Genomic DNA, 23363 nt, shown 5'->3' on the forward strand with positions numbered 1-23363 from the left:
TCATGACCGCGCCGCGTACGCTTTTCGACAAGATCTGGCAGTCACACCTGGTCCAGCAGCAGGACGATGGCACCTGCCTGCTGTATGTGGACCGTCATCTGGTCCATGAGGTGACCAGCCCGCAGGCCTTCGAGGGCCTGCGTCTGGCCAGACGGCAGGTGCGCCGGCCCGACGCCACCCTGGCGGTGGCCGATCACAACGTGCCGACGACGGATCGCAGTTCCGGAATTGCCGACGAGGAATCGCGCATACAGGTGGAAACCCTGGCCCGGAACTGCGCCGACTTCGACATTGCCTATTTCGGCATGGACGACCATCGCCAGGGCATCGTCCATATCATCGGGCCGGAGCAGGGGTTCACCCTGCCGGGCATGACCATCGTCTGCGGCGACAGCCACACCTCGACCCATGGCGCCTTTGGTGCGCTGGCCTTCGGCATCGGCACCAGCGAAGTGGAACATGTGCTGGCGACCCAGACGCTGATCCAGCGACCGGCGCAGAACATGCGCATCACGGTGGACGGCGACCTGCCGCTGGGAGTCACCGCCAAGGACATGGTGCTGGCCATCATCGGCATGATCGGCACCGCCGGCGGCACCGGCCATGTGATTGAATATGCGGGCAAGGCGGTGCGCGACCTGTCCATGGCCGGCCGCATGACCGTGTGCAACATGAGCATCGAGGCCGGTGCTCGCGCCGGCATGGTGGCACCGGACGAGACCACCTTCGCCTATCTCAAGGGCCGCCCCATGGCGCCGGCCGGTGCGGCGTGGGACCAGGCCGTTGCCTGGTGGCGGACGCTGCCGTCAGACGAGGGCGCGTCCTACGACAAGGACGTGCGGCTGAATGTGGCCGACATCGCGCCGCAGGTGACGTGGGGCACCAGCCCCGAGGACGTGGCGCCGATCACCGGCGTCGTGCCTGACCCGGCGGCTGAAAGCGATGCCGGCCGCCGTGACCGGCTGGTCCGGGCGCTGGACTATATGGGGCTTCAGGCCGGCGCGAATCTGGCGGGCGTCAAGATCGACCGCGCCTTCATCGGCTCGTGCACCAACGGCCGCATCGAGGACCTGCGCGCCGTGGCGGCGATCGCCAAAGGCCGCAAGGTAGCGGACGGCGTTCATGCCATGGTGGTGCCGGGCTCCGGCCTGGTGAAGACGGCGGCCGAAGCCGAGGGCCTGGACAAGGTGCTGAAAGAGGCCGGCTTCGACTGGCGCGAGCCCGGTTGCTCCATGTGCCTGGCGATGAACGCCGACCGGCTGGAGCCGGGCGAGCGCTGCGCCTCTACTTCCAACCGCAACTTTGAGGGCCGCCAAGGCCGCGGCGGCCGCACCCACTTGATGAGCCCGGCCATGGCCGCGGCGGCGGCGATCGCCGGCCACCTGACCGACGTGCGTGATCTCGCCTGACGGCGTGGCGACAAAGGAGCCGAATCCGTGGATGCGTTCACCACCCTGACTGGCGTTGCAGCACCGCTGCCGATGGCCAATGTCGATACCGACATGATCATCCCCAAGCAGTTCCTCAAGACCATCCAGCGGACCGGCCTGAAGAAGGGCCTGTTCTATGAGCTGCGCTTCAAGGCCGACGGCACCGCGCAGTCGTTCGTGCTGGACGATCCGGCCTATAGACATGCGAAAGTGCTGGTGGCGGGCGCCAATTTCGGCTGCGGCTCCAGCCGTGAGCATGCGCCGTGGGCCCTGCTGGATGCCGGCATCCGCTGCATCATCGCGCCGAGCTACGCCGATATTTTCTATAACAACTGCTTCAAGAACGGCATTCTGCCCATCGTGCTGCCGCAGGCGAGGGTTGACGAGCTCATGGAGGATGCCGCGCGCGGCGCCAACGCCACCTTTACGGTCGATCTGGAGAAGCAGGAGATCACCCGCCCTGACGGCGCCGTGGTGACGTTCGAGGTGGATGCGTTTCGCAAGCATTGTCTGCTCAACGGTCTGGATGATATCGGCCTGACCCTGGAAAAGGCGAAGGCGATTGACGCCTATGAGGCGGCAGGGCGTCAGAATCAGCCCTGGCTCTACGCCGCGGCGGAATAGCCCCATGGCCAATCGCAGCATGTTGTTTCTGCCGGGTGACGGCATCGGCCCGGAAGTAGTAGGCGAGGTGCGCCGTGTCACCGACTGGCTGGCGAAGAAGCGCGCCGTCGGTTTCGACATCAAGGAAGATCTGGTCGGTGGCGCGGCCTATGAGGCCCATGGCCAGCCGCTCACCGACAAGACCCTGGCCGACGCGATGGATGTGGATGCGGTGCTGTTGGGCGCCGTCGGCGGGCCGCAGTGGGACAATGTCAAACGTCATCTGCGACCGGAGGCGGCGCTGCTGGGTATCCGCAAGGCCATGGACCTGTTCGCCAATTTGCGGCCGGCCATTGTCTTCGACGCCCTGGTGGACGCCTCGACCCTGAAGCCGGAAGTGGTCAGGGGGCTCGACATTCTGATTCTGCGCGAGCTGACGGGTGGTGTCTATTTCGGTCAGCCGCGGGGTATCGAGACCCTGGTCGACGGCAGCGAGCGTGGCGTTGATACCCAGGTCTATACGACGCCGGAGATCGAGCGCATTGCGCGGGTCGGCTTTGAGCTGGCGCGCCTGCGGGACAAACGGGTCATGTCGGTGGAGAAGGCCAATGTGATGGAGTCGGGCGTGTTGTGGCGGCGCGTGGTGCAGGCCCTGCACGATGCCGACTATGCCGACATCGCGCTCGACCACATGTATGCCGACAATTGCGCCATGCAGCTTGTGCGCAATCCGGCCCAGTTCGACGTTATCGTCACCGACAATCTGTTCGGCGATATCCTGTCGGACTGCGCCGCCATGCTTACCGGTTCGCTTGGCATGCTGCCGTCAGCGTCTCTGGGACCAGCCGACGAGACCGGCCACCGCCGCGCCATGTATGAGCCGGTGCATGGGTCGGCGCCGGACATCGCCGGCAAGGGCTTTGCCAATCCGCTGGCGACGATTTTGAGTTTTGCCATGGCCTTGCGTTATTCTTTCGACCAGGGCGATGACGCAGACCTGCTGGAGCAGGCGGTGCAGGACGTGCTGGCGGCGGGTATTCGCACCCGCGATATCGCCGGCCCCGACAGCACCATCGTCTCGACGGCGGAGATGGGACGGGCCGTCGTCAGTGCGCTTGACCGGCGCGCCGCATAAGGCGGCGCGGCACAAGTGAAAGCGCGCCGCATGACGCGGCGCGGCACAAAGGGACAGGAGACATGGGCTACAAAGTGGCTGTGGTTGGCGCCACCGGCGCCGTTGGCAAGGAAATGCTGAAGACCCTGGCCGAGCGGGAGTTCCCGGCGGATGAGGTGGTGGCCCTGGCGTCGGCTCGCTCGGCCGGCAGCGAGGTGTCGTTCGGCGAGTCCGGCACCCTCAAGGTGCGGGATCTTGAGACCTATGATTTCGCCGGCACCGACATCGCGCTATTCTCGCCGGGCTCCGCGGTATCGGCGATACACGCGCCGCGCGCCGGCAAGGCCGGCACCGTGGTCATCGACAATACATCGCAGTTCCGCATGGACCCGGACGTGCCGCTGGTGGTGCCGGAAGTGAATCCGCAGGCGATGGACGGCTATGGAGTGAAGAACATCATCGCCAATCCCAACTGCTCGACCATCCAGATGGTTGTGGCGCTGAAGCCGCTGCACGACCTGTTCACCATCCGTCGCATCGTTGTGGACACTTATCAGGCGGTTTCCGGCGCCGGCAAGGAAGCGATGGACGAGCTGTTCGACCAGACGCGCGCTATTTTCATGAACGCGGCCGTGACCCGCGAACAGTTCACCAAGCAGATCGCCTTCAATGCGATTCCCCACATTGGCAATTTTCTCGACGGCGGCCAGACCCACGAAGAGTGGAAGATGGCGGTTGAGACCAAGAAGATCCTCGATCCCGCCATCCGGGTGCAGGCGACCTGTGTCCGGGTGCCCGTCTTCATCGGCCACAGCGAAGCGGTCAATGTGGAGTTCGAGAAAGACGCCAGCGAGGCGGCGATCCGTCGCGCCCTGAAGGCCGCGCCGGGCGTGATCTTGATAGACCATCGGGCCGACGAGGGTTATGTGACGCCGCAGGAAGCGGCTGGTGAGGACGCGGTGTTCGTCAGTCGCCTGCGCATGGATCCGACGGTGGACAGCGGCATATCGCTGTGGATCGTCTCGGACAATCTACGCAAGGGAGCCGCGCTGAACGCGGTGCAGATCGCCGAGCACATGATTCGCCGTCACCTGAAGAAGGCCGCCTGAACGGCTGGTTCGGGCGCCTTAACGGAAAAGGAACAGTCCATCGCGTTGACTTGACGGTCATCCGGGCCGTAAACAATGGCTCGCCCGGCGCACCAACAGGGCCATATCCGCCTCGTGTCCACTTCGCCACACTCCGACCGGTCCACCCCAGCAGCGCCGTTGCATCCGCGCCCGCTGTCGCCGCACGTCCAGATCTATCGCTGGACGCTGCTCATGGCACTGTCAATTCTGCACCGGCTGAGCGGCGTCGCCCTGGCGGTGGGGGCCGTGGCTTTCGTCTGGTGGCTGTCCTCGGCGGCGGTGGGCGCCGCCTATTATGATTTCACCCATGGCTTGCTGGCGTCGGTGGCTGGCCGCGTCATTCTGTTCGGCTTCAGCCTGGCGCTGTTCTACCACCTGGCCAACGGCATCCGGCATCTGGCGTGGGACGCCGGCTGGGGCTTTGAGTTGCCGCGAGCCCGGCTCACCGCCTGGCTGACCCTGTTCGCCACCCTGCTCCTGACACTCGCCACCTGGGGCGCGGGCTATCTTCTGCGGGGAGCATGATGGCGCGTGACGAGCAACGCTCCGCCCTTGGTCGGGCGCGTGGCCTGGGTGCCGCCGGCGAGGGCGTCGGCCACTGGTGGGCGCAGCGTCTGACCGCGGTCGCTCTGGCGCCGCTCAGCCTGTGGCTGGTGGCGTCTCTGGTCGGCAAGATCGGCGCCAGCCGGGCGGAGGTGGTGGACTGGGCCGCATCGCCGCTGGTGGCGGTGTTGCTGGTGGCCACGCTGGTGGCGCTGTTCCATCATGCCCAGCTCGGCCTGCAGGTGATCGTTGAGGACTATCTGCACACGCCATGGATCAAGATCGCGGCCATCGTCCTGATCAAGGGCGCGGCCATTTTCCTTGCCCTGCTCGGCATCCTGACGGTGCTGCTCATGGCTCTCGGACGGGTGGGCTGAATGGCGAATGTGACAGGCCGCGCCTATGCCATCCACGATCATGCCTATGACGTCGTGGTGGTCGGCGCCGGCGGCGCCGGCCTGCGCGCGGCGCTGGGCATCAGCCAGGCCGGTCTGTCGGCGGCCTGCATCACCAAGGTGTTTCCCACCCGCAGCCACACCGTCTCTGCCCAGGGCGGCATTTCCGCCGCTCTTGGCAATCAGGGGCCGGATGACTGGCGCTGGCATATGTATGACACGGTCAAGGGATCGGACTGGCTGGGCGACCAGGATGCCATCGAGTTCATGTGCGCCAGCGCGCCGGAAGCGGTGGTGGAACTGGAGCATTTCGGCATGCCGTTCAGTCGCACCGGTGACGGCCGTATCTACCAACGTCCCTTCGGTGGCCATATGCAGGACTATGGCGAGGGCGACGCGGCGCTGCGCGCCTGTGCCGCCGCCGACCGTACCGGTCATGCCCTGCTGCATACGCTCTATCAGCAATCGCTGAAGCACCGCACACGGTTCTTCGTGGAGTATTTCGCCCTCGACCTGATCATGGACGAGGACGGCACGTGCCGCGGCGTCACCGCGTGGAATCTGGATGACGGAAGCCTGCACCGCTTCGCCGCCAAGACCGTGATCCTGGCCACCGGCGGCTATGGCCGGGCCTATTTCTCGTGTACCGGGGCGCACACCTGCACCGGCGACGGCAATGGCATGGTGCTGCGCGCCGGTCTGCCGTTGCAGGACATGGAGTTCGTGCAGTTCCACCCGACCGGCATCTATGGCGCCGGCGCGCTGATCAGCGAAGGGGCGCGCGGCGAGGGCGGCTATCTGACCAATTCCGAGGGCGAGCGCTTCATGGAGCGCTATGCACCCCACGCCCGCGACCTTGCCTCACGGGATGTGGTGAGCCGCGCCATCACGGTGGAAATGCGCGAAGGCCGCGGCTGTGGCCCGCGCGGTGATTATGTGGACCTGCATATCGAGCATCTGGGCGCCGACGTGCTGCATGAGCGTCTGCCGGGCATCACCGAAACGGCGCGCATCTTCTCCGGCGTCGATGCGGCGAAGGCGCCGATCCCGGTCCTGCCGACGGTCCATTACAACATGGGCGGCATTCCCACGACCATTCATGGCGATGCCATCCGTTCCGCCGAGGGTGCCAGCGACACGGTGTGTCCCGGCCTGATGGCGGCCGGTGAGACCGCGTGTGTCAGTGTCCATGGCGCCAATCGGCTGGGCACCAATTCACTGCTTGATCTGGTGGTCTTCGGCCGCGCCTGCGCCCACCAGGTGGCGCGCACGCTGGATGGCGATACGCCGGTGCCGGACCTGCCGGCGGGAGCGGGCGAGGCCAGCTTTGATCGGCTGGATCGTTTGCGCCATGCCAGCGGCGGCACACCGACGGCAGAGCTGCGCCTGGCCATGCAGCGGACCATGCAGGAGTATTGCGCCGTCTTTCGCGTCGAGGACGTGCTGGAGGAAGGCAAACGCAAGCTGGCTGAGGTGGCCTCCGGCATGAGCGACATCCGCGTCGGCGACCGCAGCATGATCTGGAACTCCGATCTGGTGGAGACGCTGGAACTGGAGAACCTGATGGGACAGGCCCTGGCCACCCTGCACTCAGCGGCGGCGCGCACCGAGAGCCGTGGCGCCCACGCCCGCGAGGACTTTCCCGAGCGCGACGACCAGGACTGGATGAAACACTCGCTGGCCTGGGTGGACGGCGACTATGGCGTCCGTCTGGACTATCGCCCGGTCCATCTGGCGCCGCTGACCGACCGGGTGAAGAGCGTACCGCCCAAGAAACGCGTTTACTGAACCGGGAATCCGCTTCATGGCCGAACTGACCCTGCCCCGCGCCTCGCGCCCCGTTGCCGGCGCCAGCCATGAAGCGCCGGCCGGCGCCAGCGATCCGCGCCGCTTTGTAGTGTATCGCTGGAGCCCCGACGAAGGTGGCAATCCGCAGCTCGATACCTTCACGCTGGACCTGGACGACACCGGGCCGATGGTTCTCGACGCTCTCATCAAGATCAAGAACGAGGTGGATTCGACCCTGACCTTCCGCCGCTCGTGCCGCGAGGGGGTGTGCGGGTCGTGCGCCATGAACATCAATGGCGAGAACACGCTGGCCTGCACCAAGCCCATCGAGGACGTGAAGGGCGACGTGCGTGTGCTGCCGTTGCCGCATATGCCGGTGGTCAAGGATCTGGTGCCGGACCTGACCGGGGTCTATGCCCAGCTTGCCTCGGTGGAACCGTGGCTTAAGGCCGACTCACCGGAGGAGCCGGACCGCGAGCGCCTGCAGTCGCCCGGTGAGCGGCGCAAGCTGGACGGGCTGTGGGAATGCGTTCTGTGCTTCTGCTGCCAGACGTCGTGCCCCAGCTATTGGTGGAATCCGGAACGCTATCTGGGGCCGGCGGTGCTGCTGCAGTCATACCGCTGGCTGGCGGATTCGCGCGACGAGGCCACCGGCGAGCGGCTGGACGCGCTGGAAGATCCGTTCAAGTTGTATCGCTGTCACACCATCATGAACTGCACCCAGGCCTGTCCCAAGGGCCTGAACCCGGCCAAGGCCATCGGCGAGATCAAGAAGATGATGGTGGCCCGGCGCTGAGCCGGCCGCACCGCTGATCCGCTGGCCGGCGGGACGCGGACCGTCAGTCCAGGCTGATTTCGCCCTTGATCTCATGGTCCAGGCCAACCGCGCCGAGCCGCAACGTCATCTGCACCGGCAGGGTTTCGCCGCCGGCGAGCTTGCCACTGTCGAGCGCCTGACGGACGGCCATCTCAATCTCGCGCTGAGAGGTGACACCGACGACCTTGAGGAACTTGCGCACACTCATATTGAAGCGGTCTTCGTCCATGGCGGGTCTCCTGTTGGAGTGAGCACGGTCAACTCGCCAGTGTAGCGCCGCCGTCCGCGTCTTTACAGCACCCGCCCAGTAGCGCAGGGTGCCCGGCCGGCGATGGCGGGCCCGTGGCGCCAGTGACGGTTCGGGCGCCGGTACGATTTTCCAGCAACACACTGAGGTTCAATGTCCAGGCTGCCTCTGGCGGTGATCCCTGTTCTGGGCGGCCGCTTCTTCACCCAGCTCGCCTTTGGCCCAATCTTCACGCTGGTCATCGTCCGGCTGACCGATCTGGGTTTCGATGCGCGGGTCGCGGCGCTGGTCCAGACCTCATCCATGACCGGCCTCATCATCGGCTCGTTCTTCGCCTACCGGCTGATCAACCGGCTGCGCCATGTCCGCGCCTATGGCCTGTTCGCCGGCGCCGTGGGCGGCTGTGCGATCCTCTATTCGGCGCTGCCGCCACCAGTGCCGTGGTTCGCCATCGCCTTTGTCATGGGCGCGTCGAGCTTCGGCATCACGGTAGTAGTGGAGAGCTGGCTGCAGCATCTGGCAGGCAATGAGCGGCGCGGCCAGATCATGAGCTTCTACATGATCATCGGCCAGGCGGCGGGCGCCATCGGCCTGCTGGTGGTTGACTGGTTCGATGCCTTGACCGCCGCCCCGTTTCTGTTCTTCGCCGGTCTGATGATCATCTCACCCCTGCCCATGCTGGCGGCGCGACATCACATGCCGTCGGTGCGGCGGCCAAGACGCCTGTCCCTGGCGGCGCTGTATCGGGTGTCGCCGCTGGGCATTGTCGCCACCTTTGTCAGCGGCATCGTCATGGGCTCCCAGTTCGGCCTGTCGGCGGTCTTTGCCCTGTCGCGCGGCGACGGGTTCTTCGGCCCCGGCACCTATATGGCGGCGGTGCTGGTGGGCGGCATGGTGACCATGTACCCGGTCGGCTGGCTGTCGGACCGCATCGACCGGCGGCGAGTCATGCTGGGCGTGTTTGTAGCCCTGGCGGTGGCGGCGGTTGGCCTGACGCTGGCCGCCGATCAGCGCTGGTGGCTGCTGGTCATGGCCGCGGTGGTGGGCGGGCTGGCGGCGGCCACCTACCCGCTGGCGACCAGCTACGTCAACGACTTCCTGAGCGACGATCAGCGCGTGTCGGCCAATTCCGGCCTGATGCTGGCTTTTTCCATAGGCCTGCTGGCGGGGCCCCTGCCGGCCGCCCAGGTCATGGACATGGCCGGGCCGACCGGCCTCTACCACTACATCAGCGTCATTTCCGTACTGGCGGCGCTCTACACCCTGTGGCGCATGACCCGCCGCCCGGCGCCGCCGCGCCACGAGGCGGAGTTCATGCCGGCGGTGGTCACGCCACAGGCGCGTCCGTCGACCTATGGCCTGCCGGACCGGCCGCCAGCCGTGGCGACGGCGGATGAAAAACCGTTTGTTTCGGAGGCCGACAAGCGGTAGGGAGACAGCCATACGGCGTCCTTGCCGACGGCCGGTGGCCGGGCGGAGTGAAGGGCCGAATCGCAACCCTGATTCCGGTCGCGCGCCATGGCCCTGATTCCCGCTGCCACCATACCGGTGCTGACCTGCAACATGGTCCGCAGCCTGGCCTTTGCGCCGCTCAGCACGATCCTGGTGCTCAATCTGACCCTGCTCGGGTTCGGCCCGCGCCCGGTGGCGTTGCTGACCATGGCCGGGACGGCCGGGCTCATTGTCGGCAGCTTCTTCTGCCACGCCATCATCAACCGTTACCGGCACTCCAACGCCTACGCGTTGTTCGCCGGGGTGATGAGCGTCGGCGCCATCCTCTACTGGATGCTGCCGCCGGCGCTGGCCTGGTACATGATCGCCTTCGGTATCGGCATGGCGTCTTTCGGCTCCGTCGTAGTGATCGAAAGCTGGCTGCAGGCCCTGTCGACCAACGTCACCCGCGGCCGGGTCATGAGCCTGTACATGATCCTCGGCTCAATCGGATCAGTCGGCGGCAATCTGCTGGTGGATGTGTTCAAGCCGCAAACGGTGACGCCGTTCCTGTTCGCGGTGGTGCTGGTGACGGTGTCGTCGGTTCCCATGCTGATGAACCGGCGGCGCATGCCGCCGGCGGTGGCGCCGAAGCGCATGAGTCCGCTTGGCCTGCTGAAGGTGTCGCCGCTGGCCGGGGTCAGCGCCGTGGTCAGCGGCCTGATGCAGAACGCCATGTGGGGCCTGATGCCGGTCTTCGCCCTGTCGCGGGACAATCTTATCGGTGGCGTCGGCCTGTTCATGGCCTGCTTCATCACGGGCGGCGTCCTGGCGCAATATCCGGTGGGCCGCCTGTCGGACCTGACCAGCCGGCGCTGGGTGCTGTTCGCCACCTATGCGGCAACCGGCAGCTTCGCTCTGGTGACCATCGCTCTGGGCGGCTTGTCGGTGACTCTGTTGCTGGTCCTGGTGGCTCTGACCAGTGGCGCCAGCGCCACGGTCTATCCCCAGGCGGCGGCCTATCTCAACGACTATCTCGATGAGTCCCAGCGTATCGGCGCCAGCGCCGGGTTCCTTCTGCTGTGGTCGGTGGGGGCCATTCTCGGCCCGCTGGGCGCCAGCGAGATGATGGAGCTGGCCGGACCGGCAGGGCTGTTCTGGTTCGTCGCCGCGGTGGCCGCCTGCGGTGCGCTCTATACCCTGCACCGCCGCTCGGTCCGCAGCGCGCCGCCGATCAGCGAATCTCCCCTGGCGCCGACGCCGCAGATGGCCCCGGCCGGCGCCGCCAATATCGTCGAGCCGGTTGTGGAGGAAGCGCCGCCGGCGGCGGCCGGCGACGGGGCTGAGCCGCCACACGGCCTGGCGCCGCCGGTGACCCGAGGTTTGCCGCGGCACGACGAAACGGCGCCCTAGTTTCGTCCGGACTGGCCCGCCCTCTCTGGCCCGGCCCGGACTGGCGCGGCCCGACGCTTGCTGCCACGGCCGAATGGGTCTACCCATTCAGGCCTGTGCGCAACCGGGAGAGAGACCATGGCCCGCAGCAAAATCGCCCTTGTCGGCGCCGGCAATATCGGCGGCCAGCTTGCCCTGCTTGCCGGACTGCGTGAGCTGGGCGATGTGGTGCTGGTGGATGTGGCCGACGGTATTCCCCAGGGCAAGGCCCTGGATATTGCCCAGTCCAGCCCGGTGCTGGGCTTCGATGCGGCGATTGGCGGCCGCAGCGGCAAGCGGCCCACGACCTATGCGGCCCTCAAGGGCGCGGACGTGATCATCGTCACCGCCGGTGTGGCGCGGCGGCCGGGCATGAGCCGCGATGACCTGCTGGGCATCAATATGGGAGTGATGAAGGCGGTAGGCGCCGGTATCAAGCGCTATGCCAGGAACGCCTTTGTCATCTGCATCACGAATCCTCTGGATGTGATGGTGTGGGTTCTGCGCGAAGCCTGCGGTCTGCCACCGGCCCGCGTGGTGGGCATGGCCGGCGTACTGGACAGCGCGCGCTTTCGCTATTTTCTGGCAGAGGAAATGAAGGTCTCGGTCGAGGATGTCAGCGCCTTCGTTCTCGGCGGCCATGGCGATTCCATGGTGCCGCTGACCCGCTATGCCACGGTCGCCGGCGTACCCCTGACCGATCTGGTCAAGATGAAGTGGCTCAGCCAGAAACGGCTGGACGAGATCGTTCAGCGGACGCGCGACGGCGGGGCGGAGATCGTCAGTCTGCTGAAGACCGGCTCGGCCTACTTCGCCCCGGCCGCCGCGGCCATCGAGATGGCGGAATCCTATCTGCGTGACAAACGTCGGATTCTGCCCTGCGCTGTCTGGCTGACCGGCCAGTATGGCGTGCGCGACATGTATGTAGGCGTGCCGGTGGTCATCGGCGCCGGCGGCGCCGAGCGGGTGGTGGAAGTCCCCTTGCTGGCGGCGGAGAAAAGGGCTTTCAAAAGCTCGGTTGCCGCGGTGCGTGGCCTGATGCGCGCGGTCAAGGGCCTCGAGGCGCGCAAGACCTAGCGTCCAGCCGTCCGGCCGACCGCAACCGGTGGCCCTGCCGGACGGTGGTTCATGGTGACGGGTGTCCGGCTATCGCCGCTGTGCTAGGGTTTCCTTAACAATAAATGGTTAACACCAGAGTGGGTGGTGGCTGATTGCCGGGCTGAACCGGGACGAGAGCGGGGCTGTGGCCACGCCGGTCACGGTCCGGTCACGGTGCCGGGTTACGGGGTTCGGGGCCACGGCGTTCGGTGCCACGGGGCCAGATCACGAACACGGCCGGGTGTAGTGCCCGGATAGCAATACGGAGCAGGCATGAACGTTCACGAATACCAGGCCAAGGCGCTTCTTGGCGGCTACGGCATCGGCCTGCTGCAGGGAGCCGTCGCCACCGACGGCGCCGCCGCGCGACAGGCGGCGGAAGCCATGGGCGGTGCCGTGTGGGCGGTCAAGGCCCAGATCCATGCGGGCGGCCGCGGCAAGGCTGGCGGCATCAAGCTGGCCCGCTCTGTCGCTGAGGTGGCCAGTGTCACCGACAGCCTGATCGGCCAGACGCTCAAGACCCATCAGACCGGCGAGCACGGCCGGCCGGTGCGGCTGGTTTATGTGGAGCAGGGCTGTGACATCGCCCGCGAGCTCTATGTGGGTCTGCTGCTGGACCGTGCGACCAGCCGCGTCACCTTCATGGCGTCGACCGAAGGCGGCATGGACATCGAGCAGGTGGCTCATGACACCCCGGAGAAAATCCAGCGGCTGAGCATCGATCCGGCCGCCGGCTTCATGCCGTTTCAGGGCCGCCGTCTCGCTTTCGGGCTGGGACTGGAAGGCAAGCAGGTCGGCGCGGCGGTGAAGCTTTTCGCCAATCTCTACCGGGCGTTTGTCGAGCTGGATGCCTCCATCATCGAGATCAACCCGCTGGTGGTCACCGGCGACGGCGCGCTGATCGCCCTCGACGCCAAGACGAACTTCGACGACAACGCCCTGTTCCGCCACAAGGACGTGGCCGACCTGCGCGATCCGGAGGAAGAAGATCCGGCCGAGGTGGAAGCCAGCAAGCACGACCTGAACTATATCAAGCTGGACGGCTCCATCGGCTGCATGGTCAACGGCGCGGGCCTGGCCATGGCTACCATGGACATCATCAAGCTGTATGGCGGTGCGCCGGCCAACTTTCTTGATGTGGGCGGTGGCGCAACCACCGAGCGGGTCACCCAGGCGTTCAAGATTCTGTTAGCCGATGACGGTGTGCGCGGCATTCTGGTGAATATTTTCGGCGGCATCATGCGCTGCGATGTCATCGCCGAAGGAGTGGTGGCAGCGGCCCGCGAAGTGGACCTGGCGGTGCCGCTGGTGGTCCGCCTGGCCGGCACAAATGTGGACAAAGGGCAGAAGATCCTGGCCGAGTCGGGCCTGCCGATCATTAATGCCAGCGACCTGGACGACGCGGCGCGCAAGGCCGTGGCGGCGGTTGACGGGGAGACGGCCTGATGGCGGTTCTGATTAACGGTACAACACGGGTCATCTGCCAGGGCTTCACCGGCTCGCAGGGGACATTTCATTCCGAGCAGGCGATCGCCTATGGCACCCGCATGGTCGGCGGCGTGACGCCGGGCAAGGGTGGCAGCAGCCATCTGGACCTGCCGGTCTTCGATACAGTGGCCGAGGCGGTGGCCCGGACCGAGGCGACGGCCAGCGTGATCTATGTGCCGCCGCCCTTTGCCGCCGATGCAATTCTGGAGGCGGTGGACGCCCGCGTTGCGCTGATCGTGTGCATTACCGAGGGTATTCCGGTGATGGACATGGTCCGGGTGAAGCGGGTGCTGGCCGGTTCCGGCAGTCGCCTGATCGGTCCCAACTGTCCGGGCGTCATAACGCCGACGGGGCCGGACGGTGGCTGCAAAATCGGCATTATGCCGGGTCATATTCATAAACGCGGCCGGGTCGGCATTGTTTCACGATCCGGCACACTGACCTATGAGGCAGTGGCGCAGACCACCGCCGCCGGTCTCGGCCAGTCCACATGTATCGGTATCGGCGGCGATCCCGTCGCCGGCATGAACTTCATCGATGCGCTGGATCTTTTTCTCGGCGACCCTGAAACCGAAGGCATCGTCATGATCGGCGAGATCGGCGGCACGGCGGAGGAAGAGGCGGCGGCATTTCTGTCACGCAGCGCCGTCAAGAAGCCGGTGGTCGGCTTTATCGCCGGCCGCACAGCGCCGCCTGGCCGCCGCATGGGCCATGCGGGGGCGATTATCTCCGGTGGTCGCGGCGGCGCCGAGGAAAAGATCGAAGCCATGCGCCATGCGGGTATCGTTGTGGCGGAATCGCCCGCCGCCCTTGGCGGCACGATGCTTGAAGTCCTGGGCGGCCAGGGATAATCGGGCGGACCGGCGACGTCATGGCCCACAGCAGCGATGAAGCCACCATTCTGTCCGGCGTCAATGCCGAGTTCATCGCCGGACTCTATGCCCGCTGGCTGGATGATCCGGCCGGAGTGGACGATAGCTGGGCGGCGTTCTTCGCTGACCTGAAGGACGATTCCCATACTTTGCTGCGCGAACTCTCCGGCGCAAGCTGGACGCCTCCGCATATGGCGCAGTACCGGCCGGCCAATGGCGAGCTGGCAGCGCGCCCGTCCGCCACCGCGCCACCCCTGTCGCCGTCCGTTTCCGGTGTCATGGCGACGCCGCGCTCGTTTGCCGAAGCGCTGGCCAACCCCGAGATCAAGGCGGCGCTGGACCGCACCCTGGCCGCCATCTGGTTGATCCGCAGTTATCGCGTGCGCGGTCATCTGGAAGCCGATCTCGACCCGTTGCAGATGGCGGAACGCGAGGACCATCCGGACCTGCGCTATCAGACCTATGGACTGAGTGAAGCCGATCTCGACAAGCCAGTCTATCTGGCGGGCGTCATGGGGCTGGAGACGGCAACCCTGCGGCAGGTGCTGGAGGTTCTGCGCGAGACTTACTGCGGCACTATCGGTGTCGAGTACATGCACATTCAGGATCTGGACAAGCGGCGCTGGGTCGAGCAGCGGGCCGAAGCCAGCCGCAACAAGACCTACCTCAACGAGACTCAGAAACGCCGCGTCCTGGAGCGCCTGATCGAGGCCGAGACCTTTGAGCGCTTCCTTGACCGGAAATATGTGGGCACCAAGCGTTTCGGTCTTGACGGCGGCGAAGCCATGGTCGCTGGCCTGACCGCCATTCTGCGCGCCGGTACGGAGGTGGGCGTCGGCGAAGTGGTCATTGGCATGAGCCACCGTGGCCGGCTCAACGTCCTGGCCAATGTTCTGCACAAGCCTTATGAGCTGATATTCTCTGAGTTTCAGGGCGGCGCCCACTATGCCGGCGACGTCCAGGGTTCAGGCGACGTGAAGTATCACCTGGGCACCTCGACCGACCGTGAGTTTGACGGCAAGAAACTGCACATTTCGCTATCGGCCAATCCATCGCACCTGGAGGCGGTGGACCCGGTGGTGCTGGGCAAGGTGCGGGCTAAGCAGGCGCAGTGGAAAGACTCTGAGCGGGCCAAGGTCATGGGGATTGTCATTCATGGCGACGCGGCCTTCGCCGGTCAGGGCCTGGTGGCCGAAACTCTCGATCTGTCCGGTCTCAAGGGCTATGAGGTGGGCGGCACCATCCACTTCATCATCAACAACCAGATCGGCTTTACCACCGCGCCGAAGCAACAGCGGTCCTCACCTTATTGTTCGGACGTGGCGAAGGGTGTGCAGGCGCCGATTTTCCACGTCAATGGAGATGATCCGGAAGCGGTGGTGCACGTCTGCCGGATGGCGGTGGAATACCGTCAGCGCTTTGGCAGCGATGTGGTCATCGACATGTTCTGTTATCGCCGCCATGGCCACAATGAGGGCGATGAACCGACCTTTACGCAGCCGCTGATGTATAAGCAAATCGCCACGCACAAGCCGGTGACGAAAGTTTATGGTCAGCGGCTGGTGGCCGAAGGCCTGGTCGCCGAAAGCGATCTTGAGGGTCTTGTCTCCGCATTTGAGGACCGCCTCAACCAGGCCTTTGACGCCGCGGTAAACTACCGGCCCAACCGGGCGGACTGGCTGGAAGGCGCATGGTCCAAGATGAAGCCGCCGGCGGACGGGCCACGGCGCGGCCGCACCGGCGTTGACATCAGCGAATTGCGGGCCATTGGCCGCCAACTCACCACCCCGCCGCATCGGCTGAATGTTCACCGCAACATCCGCCGCCAGCTCGACGCCAAGCACCGGGCCATCGATGAAGGCGCGCCTATTGACTGGGCGTTGGGCGAGGCGCTGGCCTTCGGCACTCTGGTGCGAGAGGGCGTGACGGTCCGTCTGTCGGGTCAGGACAGCGGGCGCGGTACATTCAGCCACCGTCATTCGGTGCTGGTGGATCAGGAGACCGAAGAGAAATTCGTTCCTTTGAACAACCTGCAGGGCGCCACTGGCGTTTTCGAGGTGGTGGACAGCCCGCTGTCGGAGGCCGGCGTACTGGGGTTCGAGTACGGCTTCACCCTGGCCGACCCCGGCGCCCTGGTGCTGTGGGAGGCGCAGTTCGGCGATTTTGCCAATGGCGCTCAGGTCATCATTGACCAGTTCATCAGCGCCGGCGAAGCCAAGTGGCTGCGCATGAGCGGACTGGTGATGCTGCTTCCGCACGGCTATGAAGGCCAGGGGCCGGAGCATTCCTCAGCCCGACTGGAGCGCTTTCTGCAGTTGTGCGCCGAAGACAATATGCAGGTGGTCAACTGCACCACGCCGGCCAACTTCTTCCATGTGCTGCGGCGACAGATGCACCGTGACTTCCGCAAGCCGCTGATTGTCATGACGCCAAAGTCGCTATTGCGTCACCGCCGCGCCGTTTCCACACTCGACGACATGGGTCCGGACAGCACGTTTCATCGTGTTCTCTTCGGCGGAACATCCGAGGACACACCCGGCAACGAGAAAACCCGGCGCGTCGTGTTGTGCAGCGGCAAGGTCTATTATGATCTGCTGGCGGAACAGGAAAAACGTGAGACCGGGGACATTCTTATCCTGCGTCTGGAACAGCTCTATCCGTTCCCCGATGATGTGTTGCGTGACGTGTTTGCCAAGTGCAGCAAGGCAGAAATCATCTGGTGCCAGGAGGAGCCACGCAACATGGGCGCCTGGACATTCGTTGCCCCGTTGATCGAGGAGACGGCGCTGGCGGTCGATCACACTATGCCCCGGCCACGTTATGTGGGTCGTGCCGCCGCCGCCGCACCGGCCACCGGCCTGCTGTCACGCCATAACAAGGAGCAGGCCACGCTGGTCAGCGAGGCCCTGTCATGAGTGAGGCCCTGTCATGAGTGCCCATCGTCTGGTTCGTGACCTCCATTCCTCCAGCCACACAAGGGAGACGGCATCATGACCGTCGACATCAAGGTTCCCGCCCTCGGTGAATCGGTGACCGAGGCGACCATTGCCAAGTGGCTCAAGGCAGTTGGCGACGCGGTCGGCCAGGACGAACCCCTGGTGGAGCTGGAAACCGACAAGGTGACGGTGGAAGTGCCGGCGGCGCAGGCTGGCGTTCTGCAGGAGATTGTCGCCGACGAGGGAACGACAGTGGAGGTCGGCAGCCTGCTGGGGCGGCTTGGCGACGGGGCGGCGTCCGCCGCAGCGGGCGATAGCAAACCGGCCGGGGCCGTGCCCAATGGCGATGCCAGCGTTGCGCCGACCCGGAGCAAACCGGCGGCAGCGGCGACGGATGGGGCAAAGGACCGTCCGGCGGAAGCCAAAGCGGCGCAGCCCGCCGCGCCGTCCGGCTCACCGGCAGATCTGCCACTGGCGCCGTCGGTCCGCCGGCTGATCGACGAGCATCACCTGGACCCCGCGACCATTACCGCCAGCGGCAAGGACGGTCGTCTGACCAAGGGCGACGTGCTGACTTATCTGGAGACGGCGAAGGCCGGCAGCAAGGCGCCGGATACGGAAAAGACGGCCGGGCCCGCTGCCGGCGTATCCGCCCCACCGGCCGCCCCATCGGCCCAAGCCCGCGCACCGGCCACGTCGGCCCGGCCGGCCGCCGAGCGCGAAGAGCGGGTGCCCATGACCCGCCTGCGCAAACGCGTCGCCGAACGCCTGAAGGAAGCGCAGAACACCGCCGCCATGTTGTCCACCTTTAACGAGGCGGACATGTCAGCGGTGATGGCCATGCGCGCGCGCTTCCGCGACAGCTTTGAGAAGCGCCACGGCGTGCGCCTTGGCTTCATGAGCATTTTCGTGAAAGCGGCGGTGGAGGCTCTGCGCGAGCTGCCGGCGGTCAATGCCGAGATTGACGGCGAGGACATCGTCTACAAGAACCACTATGACATTGGTGTTGCGGTTTCCACCGACAATGGCCTGGTGGTGCCGGTGCTGCGCGATGCCGACCAGATGAGCTTCGCCGATATCGAAAAGACCATCGGCGACTATGCCCGCCGCGCCCGCGATGGAAAGCTGAAGCTGGACGAGCTGTCCGGCGGCACCTTCACCATCACCAATGGCGGCGTCTTCGGTTCGCTGCTGAGTACGCCTATCCTCAATCCGCCGCAGTCGGGCATTCTTGGCATGCACAAGATCCAGGAGCGGCCGATCGTCGTCGATGGCCAGGTGGTGGTCCGGCCGATGATGTATCTGGCGATGAGCTATGACCACCGCATTGTCGATGGCCGGGAGGCGGTGACCTTCCTGGTGCGCATCAAGGACATGATCGAAGACCCGGAGCGCCTGCTGATCGCCATGTAAGGTCAGACGGGCCACGGGGCTCAACATTCCGGCAGCGGGGACCATCCCTGTGCCGTCGCCGGCGAAAGGACGTGACATGGCGCAGTCCCACGATCTGGTCATTATCGGCGGCGGGCCGGGCGGCTATGTCTGTGCCATTCGTGCCGCCCAGCTGGGGCTGGACGTCGCCTGTGTTGAGAAGACGCCGAACCTTGGCGGCGTTTGCCTCAATGTAGGCTGCATCCCGTCCAAGGCCTTGCTTCATTCCTCGCGCCTCTATGCGGAGATCCGTGACGGCTTGTCCGAGCACGGTATCACCGCCACGGCGAAGCTGGACCTCGCTGCCATGATGGCGCGCAAGGAGCGGGTGGTGGACAGCCTGGCGCGCGGTGTCGAGGGCCTGTTCAAGAAGAACAAGGTGACGCGCTATGACGGGGTCGCCCATCTGGCCGGCAAGGGTCGGGTGGCCATCGAGGGCGGGCCGACCCTGCAGGCGGACAGCATCGCTATCGCCACGGGCTCGACGCCGGTGGCGCTGCCCGGTCTGGCGTTCGACGAGAAACGCATCCTGTCGTCCACCGGCGCGCTTTCCCTGGAAAAAGTGCCGAAGCATCTGGCGGTGATCGGCGGCGGTTATATCGGTCTGGAGATGGGATCCGTATGGCGCCGGCTTGGCGCCCAGGTGACGGTCATCGAAATGCTGGATGGGATTCTACCGGGTATGGACCGTGAGGTGGCGAGGGTCATGCGCCGGGCTCTCGAAAAGCAGGGTGTGACCTTCCGGCTGGCGACCCGCGTGAGTGAGGCGAAGGCGGGGCGCGGCGGCCTGCGCCTGTCGCTGGCGGCGGCCGGTGACGGCGGCACAGGGGCGAAGGCGGACGGGCCGGACACGCTGGCAGTGGATGGCGTACTGGTGGCCGTGGGCCGCAAGCCGGTCAGCGATGGCCTTGGGCTGGAGGCGGCTGGCGTGGAAACCGATGGGCGCGGTTTCATTACGGTCAGTGACGGCTTTCGCACGTCAGCCGACGATGTCTATGCCATTGGCGACGTTATCGGTGGACCCATGCTGGCGCACAAGGCCGAGGAGGAAGGGGTGGCACTGGCCGAACGGCTGGCCGGTCTGCCCGGCCATGTGAACTACGCCACCGTGCCGGGCGTGGTTTACACCCACCCCGAGGCGGCCACCGTCGGTCGCAGCGAAGAGGCCCTGAAAGAGGCAGGCATCGCCTATACTGTAGGGAAGTTTCCCTTCACCGCATCGAGTCGTGCCCGTGCGGTCGGCGAGAGCGAGGGGCTGGTCAAGATTCTGGCCGATGCGAAGAGTGATCGCATCCTCGGCTGTCACATCGTCGGTCCCGATGCCGGCACCCTGATACACGAGGCGGTCATGGCCATGGAGTTCGACGGTAGCGCCGAGGACGTGGCGCGTGCCTTCCACGCCCACCCGACGCTGAACGAGTCGGTGAAGGAAGCCGCTCTCGCCGTGGCCGGGCGGGCCATTCACATCTGAGCCGCCGGGCCGTGGCCCGCCAGCGACGCAACGGCGCACGGGAGCGGGCGACACGCCTGCGCATCCGACGCATGTCGCAGTTGCGCTATGTGTCGACAGTGGCGGCGGCCTGGGGCTTTCTGTTGCTGGGCGTGGCCGGGCTGGTGCTGCCGATCCTGCAAGGGGTGTTCTTCCTGCTGGTGGGGCTGGCCCTGCTGGCCACAGTGTCGCCACGCGCCGCCCGCTGGCAGGAACGCCTGCGGCACCGCTATCCCAGCCTGTCCGGGCGTATGGACAAGGCGATCGACCAGGCCACCCATACGGCCCGGCGCATTGGGCGGCGCTTCAACGGCCTGACCGAGCGGGGTGCTGTCGACCGCAAAGCGGGCGACGGATCGTGAGTCTGTACGCGGCCGGTCGTCGGTGGCGTCGGATGGCACGCCGCCTACGCCTGCTGTCGCACGGACTTGGCTTCGACATCCGGGGATGGCCGGTGGGGGCCGCCGGGTGGGCCGAACTGGTGGACCAGTTGCGGCGGGCGCGTGTGACACTGGTGATCGATGGCGGGGCCAACACCGGCCAGTATGCGGCGACGTTGCGGCGCGCTGGCTATGATGGCCGGATTCTCTCGGTCGAGCCGTTGCCGACAGCCCATGCGGTGCTGTGCCGTCGCGCCGCCGGTGACCGGCTATGGGACGTGGCGCCGCCGCTGGCGCTGGGGTCTGGCGCTGGCGACAGCACGTTGTATGTGTCGGCGGAATCGGACATGAGCTCATTGCTGGCGCAGCGGTCGGATTTCGCCCGCCGTTCGCCGAGCAGCGCCGTAGAGCGGCAGGAGCGTGTGGCGGTGACCACCCTGGCCCATGAGTGGGAGCGCTGGGTCAGGCCCGGCGAACGGGTATTCGTCAAGCTGGACGTGCAGGGCGGCGAGGCGGCGGCGCTGGACGGGGCGGCGGCCGTCATGGAGCGGATCGCCGGCTGGCAGATAGAGTTATCCCTAACGCCGCTTTATGAGGGTGAGGCGCCGTGGCGTCAGATCGCCGACCATCTGGCGGCGGCCGGCTTTCGCCTGTGCCAGGTGATCCCCGGCTATTATGATCGTCGTCTGGGCCGCATGGTGCAGTTCGACGGCGTCTTCTTCAGGACGGCCAGTGATGCAGGCGGTGCCCACACGGCTGGCACGGCCATGGATGGCGCCGCCACCTAGTGGGCCGGGATGGCCACCGCCGCCGCGGTTTTCACGACCCGGCGCGGGCCGACGGATGCGTCTTGCGGTAGATTTCCAGAAGCTTGCCGGTGTCGAGCGCGGTGTAGCGCTGGGTGGTGGAGAGCGAAGCGTGGCCCAGCAGCTCCTGAATAGTGCGCAGGTCGCCGCCCGATGCCAGCAGGTGAGTGGCGAAGCTGTGGCGCAGGGCGTGAGGAGTGGCGTTGCCGGGTAGGCCCAGGTCCGAGCGCAGGGACCGCATGAGTTTTTGAATAACGGCGGCCTGCAGCCGGTGGCCACGCAGGCCCACAAAGAGCGGTCCATCGGGCGGCAGCGGCCACGGACACTGCCGCAGATAGTGCGCCACCGCCTCGGCCACCACCGGCAGGACCGGCACCAGGCGATCCTTGCCGCCCTTGCCGGTGACCGCAAGACTGTCGCCAAGCGGCGCGATCCGTCGCGCCAGGCCCAGTGCTTCGCCAATGCGCAGGCCACAGCCATAGAGCAGAAGCAACACCGCCTGATCCCGGGCATCGACCCATGGTGGCGTGTCGCCCTGGCTGGCCGCTGTCCCTGGATTGCCGGCCAGGGCCGTGACCCGCACCGCTTCCGTGGGTGACAGGGCGCGCGGCAGGCTTTCACGGCGCCTGGGGGTGCGGATGGCGGCCAGCGCGTCCAGCCGCGCACGGCTATTGCGGCTGAGCCAGCGAGCCAGGCTCTTGAGGCTGGACAGGGCCCGGCCATTGGCGGCGTGGCTGGTGTTGCGGCCGACGCGCCAGGCCAGCCAGGCACGGATATCGCCGGGGGTGAGGCCGCTCAACCGGTCGAGGGTTGGCGTCTCGCCATGATGGTCGGTGAGAAACTCCAGACACTGCGCCACATCCCGCTGATAGGCGTCGAGGGTGGCGGGACTCATGCGGCGCTCGTGGGTCAGCCAGTCACACCAGCCGCCAAGCGCCTGGCTCAGCTCCGGGTCGGGCGCGGCGCGGTTCAGACGATCCCGCGCAGCCATGCCATGAGACCGCGTTCGATCAGACCGGCGAGAAAACGCAGGAGGTCAGAGCCCTGATCGGGAGCAAACAGGCCGGCCCGTCGCGACCCCAGGGCAAGAACACCGGCCGGCGTTGTGGGGCCAAGCGTAAGACGGAGCACGGCCCGCGAACGGACCAGGCCGGCCAGTTCACCGAACAGCGCTTCATCGCCGGCTTTGTCGGCCAGGAGTTGAATGTCCTGACCGGGCCCGAGAATCCGGTCAACCGATCCGGGGGCCAGCAGACGCAGGGCGCCGCCGTCCGGACCGCTGCTATTGGCGCCGATGGCGCTGGCAAGACGGCGGGCGTCTCCTTCTATGCACAGTGTCGCCGTATCGAGACCCAGGTGATGGGGCAGATCAGTGGCGATCATGTCGAGAAACTGATGCAGGCTGGCGGCGCCAATCAGGCTGCGGGCGGCAGCCTGCACGCGGGCCTGCGCCTTCAGGTTGGCCCGGCTGGTGGCCAGCAGGCGGCTGCGCTGGCTGCGTAGTCGCTGGATCTCATCACTCTGGCGGGCGAGACGCATGGTCTGCAGGTCGGCCACATTGCCGTCATCAGGCCAGCGGTCGAGCGGCAACACCTGCCGCAGCAGGTCGGCCAGGCGATCACCATGACGGGCCAGCGCCTCCGGGTGCGCCGCCAGCCAGGTGACAACCCAGGCCTCTTCCTCTTCCGCCGTCGCGCTGGCCGGCAGGCTGGCATGGGGGTCAGGCTTGATGGCCATGACGGTCAGGCGTGCCGGCGCGGCGTATTCGCCGCATCCGGCAGGATGATCTGACCGGCCGTGTTGCAGGCGACGGAACGCACAGCCCTGACTTCATCAATCGACATACTGTCCATAAAGACCTTCATCCACAGCTCCGAAAACAGCGCCGCAAACATTTGGGCCGGCCAAAGGCCTGCGACCGGCTTCTCTTGCAG

22 protein-coding genes are annotated in these 23363 nt (G+C 66.2%); 18 read left to right on the forward strand and 4 right to left on the reverse strand.

The genetic code is table 11. The features are described 5' to 3' along the window. Positions 1–2 precede the first annotated feature (2 nt). The 8 genes from leuC (at position 3) to RIE31_01360 (ending at position 7799) form a co-directional block, all read left to right on the forward strand. Positions 3–1409: a 3-isopropylmalate dehydratase large subunit gene (gene leuC, locus RIE31_01325; protein ID MEQ8639244.1), complete on the forward strand. Its 1407-nt coding sequence runs from the start codon at positions 3–5 to the stop codon at positions 1407–1409. A gap of 27 nt (positions 1410–1436) precedes the next feature. Next, complete coding sequence (gene leuD / locus RIE31_01330) at positions 1437–2054, forward strand: 3-isopropylmalate dehydratase small subunit (GenBank protein ID MEQ8639245.1); 618 nt, start codon at positions 1437–1439, stop codon at positions 2052–2054. 4 nt (positions 2055–2058) lie between these two features. Beyond that, a complete protein-coding gene (gene leuB / locus RIE31_01335; protein ID MEQ8639246.1) occupies positions 2059–3168 on the forward strand; it encodes a 3-isopropylmalate dehydrogenase in 1110 nt (369 codons plus the stop codon). Positions 3169–3230: 62 nt separating this feature from the next. Then, complete coding sequence (locus tag RIE31_01340) at positions 3231–4256, forward strand: aspartate-semialdehyde dehydrogenase (protein ID MEQ8639247.1); 1026 nt, start codon at positions 3231–3233, stop codon at positions 4254–4256. 114 nt (positions 4257–4370) lie between these two features. Next, positions 4371–4802 carry a succinate dehydrogenase, cytochrome b556 subunit gene (sdhC, locus tag RIE31_01345; protein MEQ8639248.1) on the forward strand — a complete coding sequence of 144 codons (432 nt, stop codon included), beginning with the start codon at positions 4371–4373 and terminating at the stop codon, positions 4800–4802. Then, positions 4799–5197 (forward strand): succinate dehydrogenase, hydrophobic membrane anchor protein, encoded by a 399-nt coding sequence (gene sdhD / locus RIE31_01350; GenBank protein MEQ8639249.1) that lies wholly within the window; start codon positions 4799–4801, stop codon positions 5195–5197. Before sdhC ends, sdhD begins: the two co-directional genes overlap by 4 nt. After that, entirely contained in the window at positions 5198–7003 is a 1806-nt protein-coding gene (sdhA, locus tag RIE31_01355) for a succinate dehydrogenase flavoprotein subunit (GenBank protein ID MEQ8639250.1), read from the forward strand. 16 nt (positions 7004–7019) lie between these two features. Beyond that, positions 7020–7799 carry a succinate dehydrogenase iron-sulfur subunit gene (locus RIE31_01360; GenBank protein ID MEQ8639251.1) on the forward strand — a complete coding sequence of 260 codons (780 nt, stop codon included), beginning with the start codon at positions 7020–7022 and terminating at the stop codon, positions 7797–7799. Positions 7800–7842: 43 nt separating this feature from the next. On the opposite strand, the gene RIE31_01365 is transcribed toward RIE31_01360, so the two are convergent. Next, complete coding sequence (locus tag RIE31_01365) at positions 7843–8049, reverse strand: DUF6494 family protein (GenBank protein ID MEQ8639252.1); 207 nt, start codon at positions 8047–8049, stop codon at positions 7843–7845. Between the two features lie 171 nt (positions 8050–8220). On the opposite strand from RIE31_01365, the gene RIE31_01370 reads away from it, so the two are divergent. The 10 genes from RIE31_01370 to RIE31_01415 all read left to right on the forward strand — a co-directional run bounded on the left by RIE31_01370 (position 8221) and on the right by RIE31_01415 (position 21411). After that, positions 8221–9498: an MFS transporter gene (locus tag RIE31_01370; protein ID MEQ8639253.1), complete on the forward strand. Its 1278-nt coding sequence runs from the start codon at positions 8221–8223 to the stop codon at positions 9496–9498. A gap of 87 nt (positions 9499–9585) precedes the next feature. Further along, positions 9586–10911 carry an MFS transporter gene (locus RIE31_01375; GenBank protein MEQ8639254.1) on the forward strand — a complete coding sequence of 442 codons (1326 nt, stop codon included), beginning with the start codon at positions 9586–9588 and terminating at the stop codon, positions 10909–10911. 117 nt (positions 10912–11028) lie between these two features. Next, a complete protein-coding gene (gene mdh, locus RIE31_01380) occupies positions 11029–12006 on the forward strand; it encodes a malate dehydrogenase (GenBank protein MEQ8639255.1) in 978 nt (325 codons plus the stop codon). Positions 12007–12300: 294 nt separating this feature from the next. Continuing rightward, the gene (gene sucC / locus RIE31_01385) at positions 12301–13473 is read left to right on the forward strand and encodes an ADP-forming succinate--CoA ligase subunit beta (GenBank protein ID MEQ8639256.1); all 1173 of its coding nucleotides are present in this window, start codon (positions 12301–12303) and stop codon (positions 13471–13473) included. Next, a complete protein-coding gene (sucD, locus tag RIE31_01390) occupies positions 13473–14366 on the forward strand; it encodes a succinate--CoA ligase subunit alpha (GenBank protein MEQ8639257.1) in 894 nt (297 codons plus the stop codon). The genes sucC and sucD overlap by 1 nt, the downstream gene beginning before the upstream one ends. A gap of 20 nt (positions 14367–14386) precedes the next feature. Further along, a complete protein-coding gene (locus RIE31_01395) occupies positions 14387–17302 on the forward strand; it encodes a 2-oxoglutarate dehydrogenase E1 component (GenBank protein ID MEQ8639258.1) in 2916 nt (971 codons plus the stop codon). 75 nt (positions 17303–17377) lie between these two features. Next, complete coding sequence (gene odhB / locus RIE31_01400; GenBank protein ID MEQ8639259.1) at positions 17378–18736, forward strand: 2-oxoglutarate dehydrogenase complex dihydrolipoyllysine-residue succinyltransferase; 1359 nt, start codon at positions 17378–17380, stop codon at positions 18734–18736. A 76-nt stretch (positions 18737–18812) separates the two neighbouring features. Further along, on the forward strand, positions 18813–20225 hold the full coding sequence (gene lpdA, locus RIE31_01405; GenBank protein ID MEQ8639260.1) for a dihydrolipoyl dehydrogenase: 1413 nt from the start codon (positions 18813–18815) through the stop codon (positions 20223–20225). A gap of 11 nt (positions 20226–20236) precedes the next feature. Further along, on the forward strand, positions 20237–20605 hold the full coding sequence (locus tag RIE31_01410; GenBank protein MEQ8639261.1) for a hypothetical protein: 369 nt from the start codon (positions 20237–20239) through the stop codon (positions 20603–20605). Between the two features lie 32 nt (positions 20606–20637). Further along, positions 20638–21411 carry an FkbM family methyltransferase gene (locus RIE31_01415; GenBank protein MEQ8639262.1) on the forward strand — a complete coding sequence of 258 codons (774 nt, stop codon included), beginning with the start codon at positions 20638–20640 and terminating at the stop codon, positions 21409–21411. 31 nt (positions 21412–21442) lie between these two features. Here the strand turns inward: RIE31_01415 and RIE31_01420 are convergent, their stop codons facing one another. The 3 genes from RIE31_01420 to RIE31_01430 are packed head-to-tail and all read right to left on the reverse strand — an operon-like array spanning position 21443 to position 23294. Beyond that, positions 21443–22420: a tyrosine recombinase XerC gene (locus RIE31_01420; protein ID MEQ8639263.1), complete on the reverse strand. Its 978-nt coding sequence runs from the start codon at positions 22418–22420 to the stop codon at positions 21443–21445. Then, complete coding sequence (locus RIE31_01425; GenBank protein MEQ8639264.1) at positions 22399–23166, reverse strand: DUF484 family protein; 768 nt, start codon at positions 23164–23166, stop codon at positions 22399–22401. Before RIE31_01425 ends, RIE31_01420 begins: the two co-directional genes overlap by 22 nt. 5 nt (positions 23167–23171) lie before the next feature. Further along, positions 23172–23294, reverse strand: coding sequence for a hypothetical protein (locus RIE31_01430; protein MEQ8639265.1), 123 nt, complete (start codon positions 23292–23294; stop codon positions 23172–23174). Positions 23295–23363 lie beyond the last annotated feature (69 nt).

The sequence above is a fragment of the Alphaproteobacteria bacterium genome, assembly GCA_040218575.1.
Lineage (GTDB): Bacteria > Pseudomonadota > Alphaproteobacteria > JAVJRE01 > JAVJRE01 > JAVJRE01.

Coding starts and splice junctions, on each gene's coding strand:
- mdh (MEQ8639255.1), top strand. CDS start 11,029: ATGGCCCGCAGCAAAATCGCCCTTGTCGGCGCCGGCAATATCGGCGGC.
- sucC (MEQ8639256.1), top strand. CDS start 12,301: ATGAACGTTCACGAATACCAGGCCAAGGCGCTTCTTGGCGGCTACGGC.
- RIE31_01370 (MEQ8639253.1), top strand. CDS start 8,221: ATGTCCAGGCTGCCTCTGGCGGTGATCCCTGTTCTGGGCGGCCGCTTC.
- RIE31_01415 (MEQ8639262.1), top strand. CDS start 20,638: ATGGCACGCCGCCTACGCCTGCTGTCGCACGGACTTGGCTTCGACATC.
- RIE31_01365 (MEQ8639252.1), bottom strand. CDS start 8,049: ATGGACGAAGACCGCTTCAATATGAGTGTGCGCAAGTTCCTCAAGGTC.
- lpdA (MEQ8639260.1), top strand. CDS start 18,813: ATGGCGCAGTCCCACGATCTGGTCATTATCGGCGGCGGGCCGGGCGGC.
- leuC (MEQ8639244.1), top strand. CDS start 3: ATGACCGCGCCGCGTACGCTTTTCGACAAGATCTGGCAGTCACACCTG.
- RIE31_01340 (MEQ8639247.1), top strand. CDS start 3,231: ATGGGCTACAAAGTGGCTGTGGTTGGCGCCACCGGCGCCGTTGGCAAG.
- sucD (MEQ8639257.1), top strand. CDS start 13,473: ATGGCGGTTCTGATTAACGGTACAACACGGGTCATCTGCCAGGGCTTC.
- RIE31_01430 (MEQ8639265.1), bottom strand. CDS start 23,294: ATGAAGGTCTTTATGGACAGTATGTCGATTGATGAAGTCAGGGCTGTG.
- odhB (MEQ8639259.1), top strand. CDS start 17,378: ATGACCGTCGACATCAAGGTTCCCGCCCTCGGTGAATCGGTGACCGAG.
- sdhD (MEQ8639249.1), top strand. CDS start 4,799: ATGATGGCGCGTGACGAGCAACGCTCCGCCCTTGGTCGGGCGCGTGGC.
- RIE31_01375 (MEQ8639254.1), top strand. CDS start 9,586: ATGGCCCTGATTCCCGCTGCCACCATACCGGTGCTGACCTGCAACATG.
- RIE31_01395 (MEQ8639258.1), top strand. CDS start 14,387: ATGGCCCACAGCAGCGATGAAGCCACCATTCTGTCCGGCGTCAATGCC.
- RIE31_01425 (MEQ8639264.1), bottom strand. CDS start 23,166: ATGGCCATCAAGCCTGACCCCCATGCCAGCCTGCCGGCCAGCGCGACG.
- RIE31_01420 (MEQ8639263.1), bottom strand. CDS start 22,420: ATGGCTGCGCGGGATCGTCTGAACCGCGCCGCGCCCGACCCGGAGCTG.
- RIE31_01360 (MEQ8639251.1), top strand. CDS start 7,020: ATGGCCGAACTGACCCTGCCCCGCGCCTCGCGCCCCGTTGCCGGCGCC.
- leuB (MEQ8639246.1), top strand. CDS start 2,059: ATGGCCAATCGCAGCATGTTGTTTCTGCCGGGTGACGGCATCGGCCCG.
- sdhA (MEQ8639250.1), top strand. CDS start 5,198: ATGGCGAATGTGACAGGCCGCGCCTATGCCATCCACGATCATGCCTAT.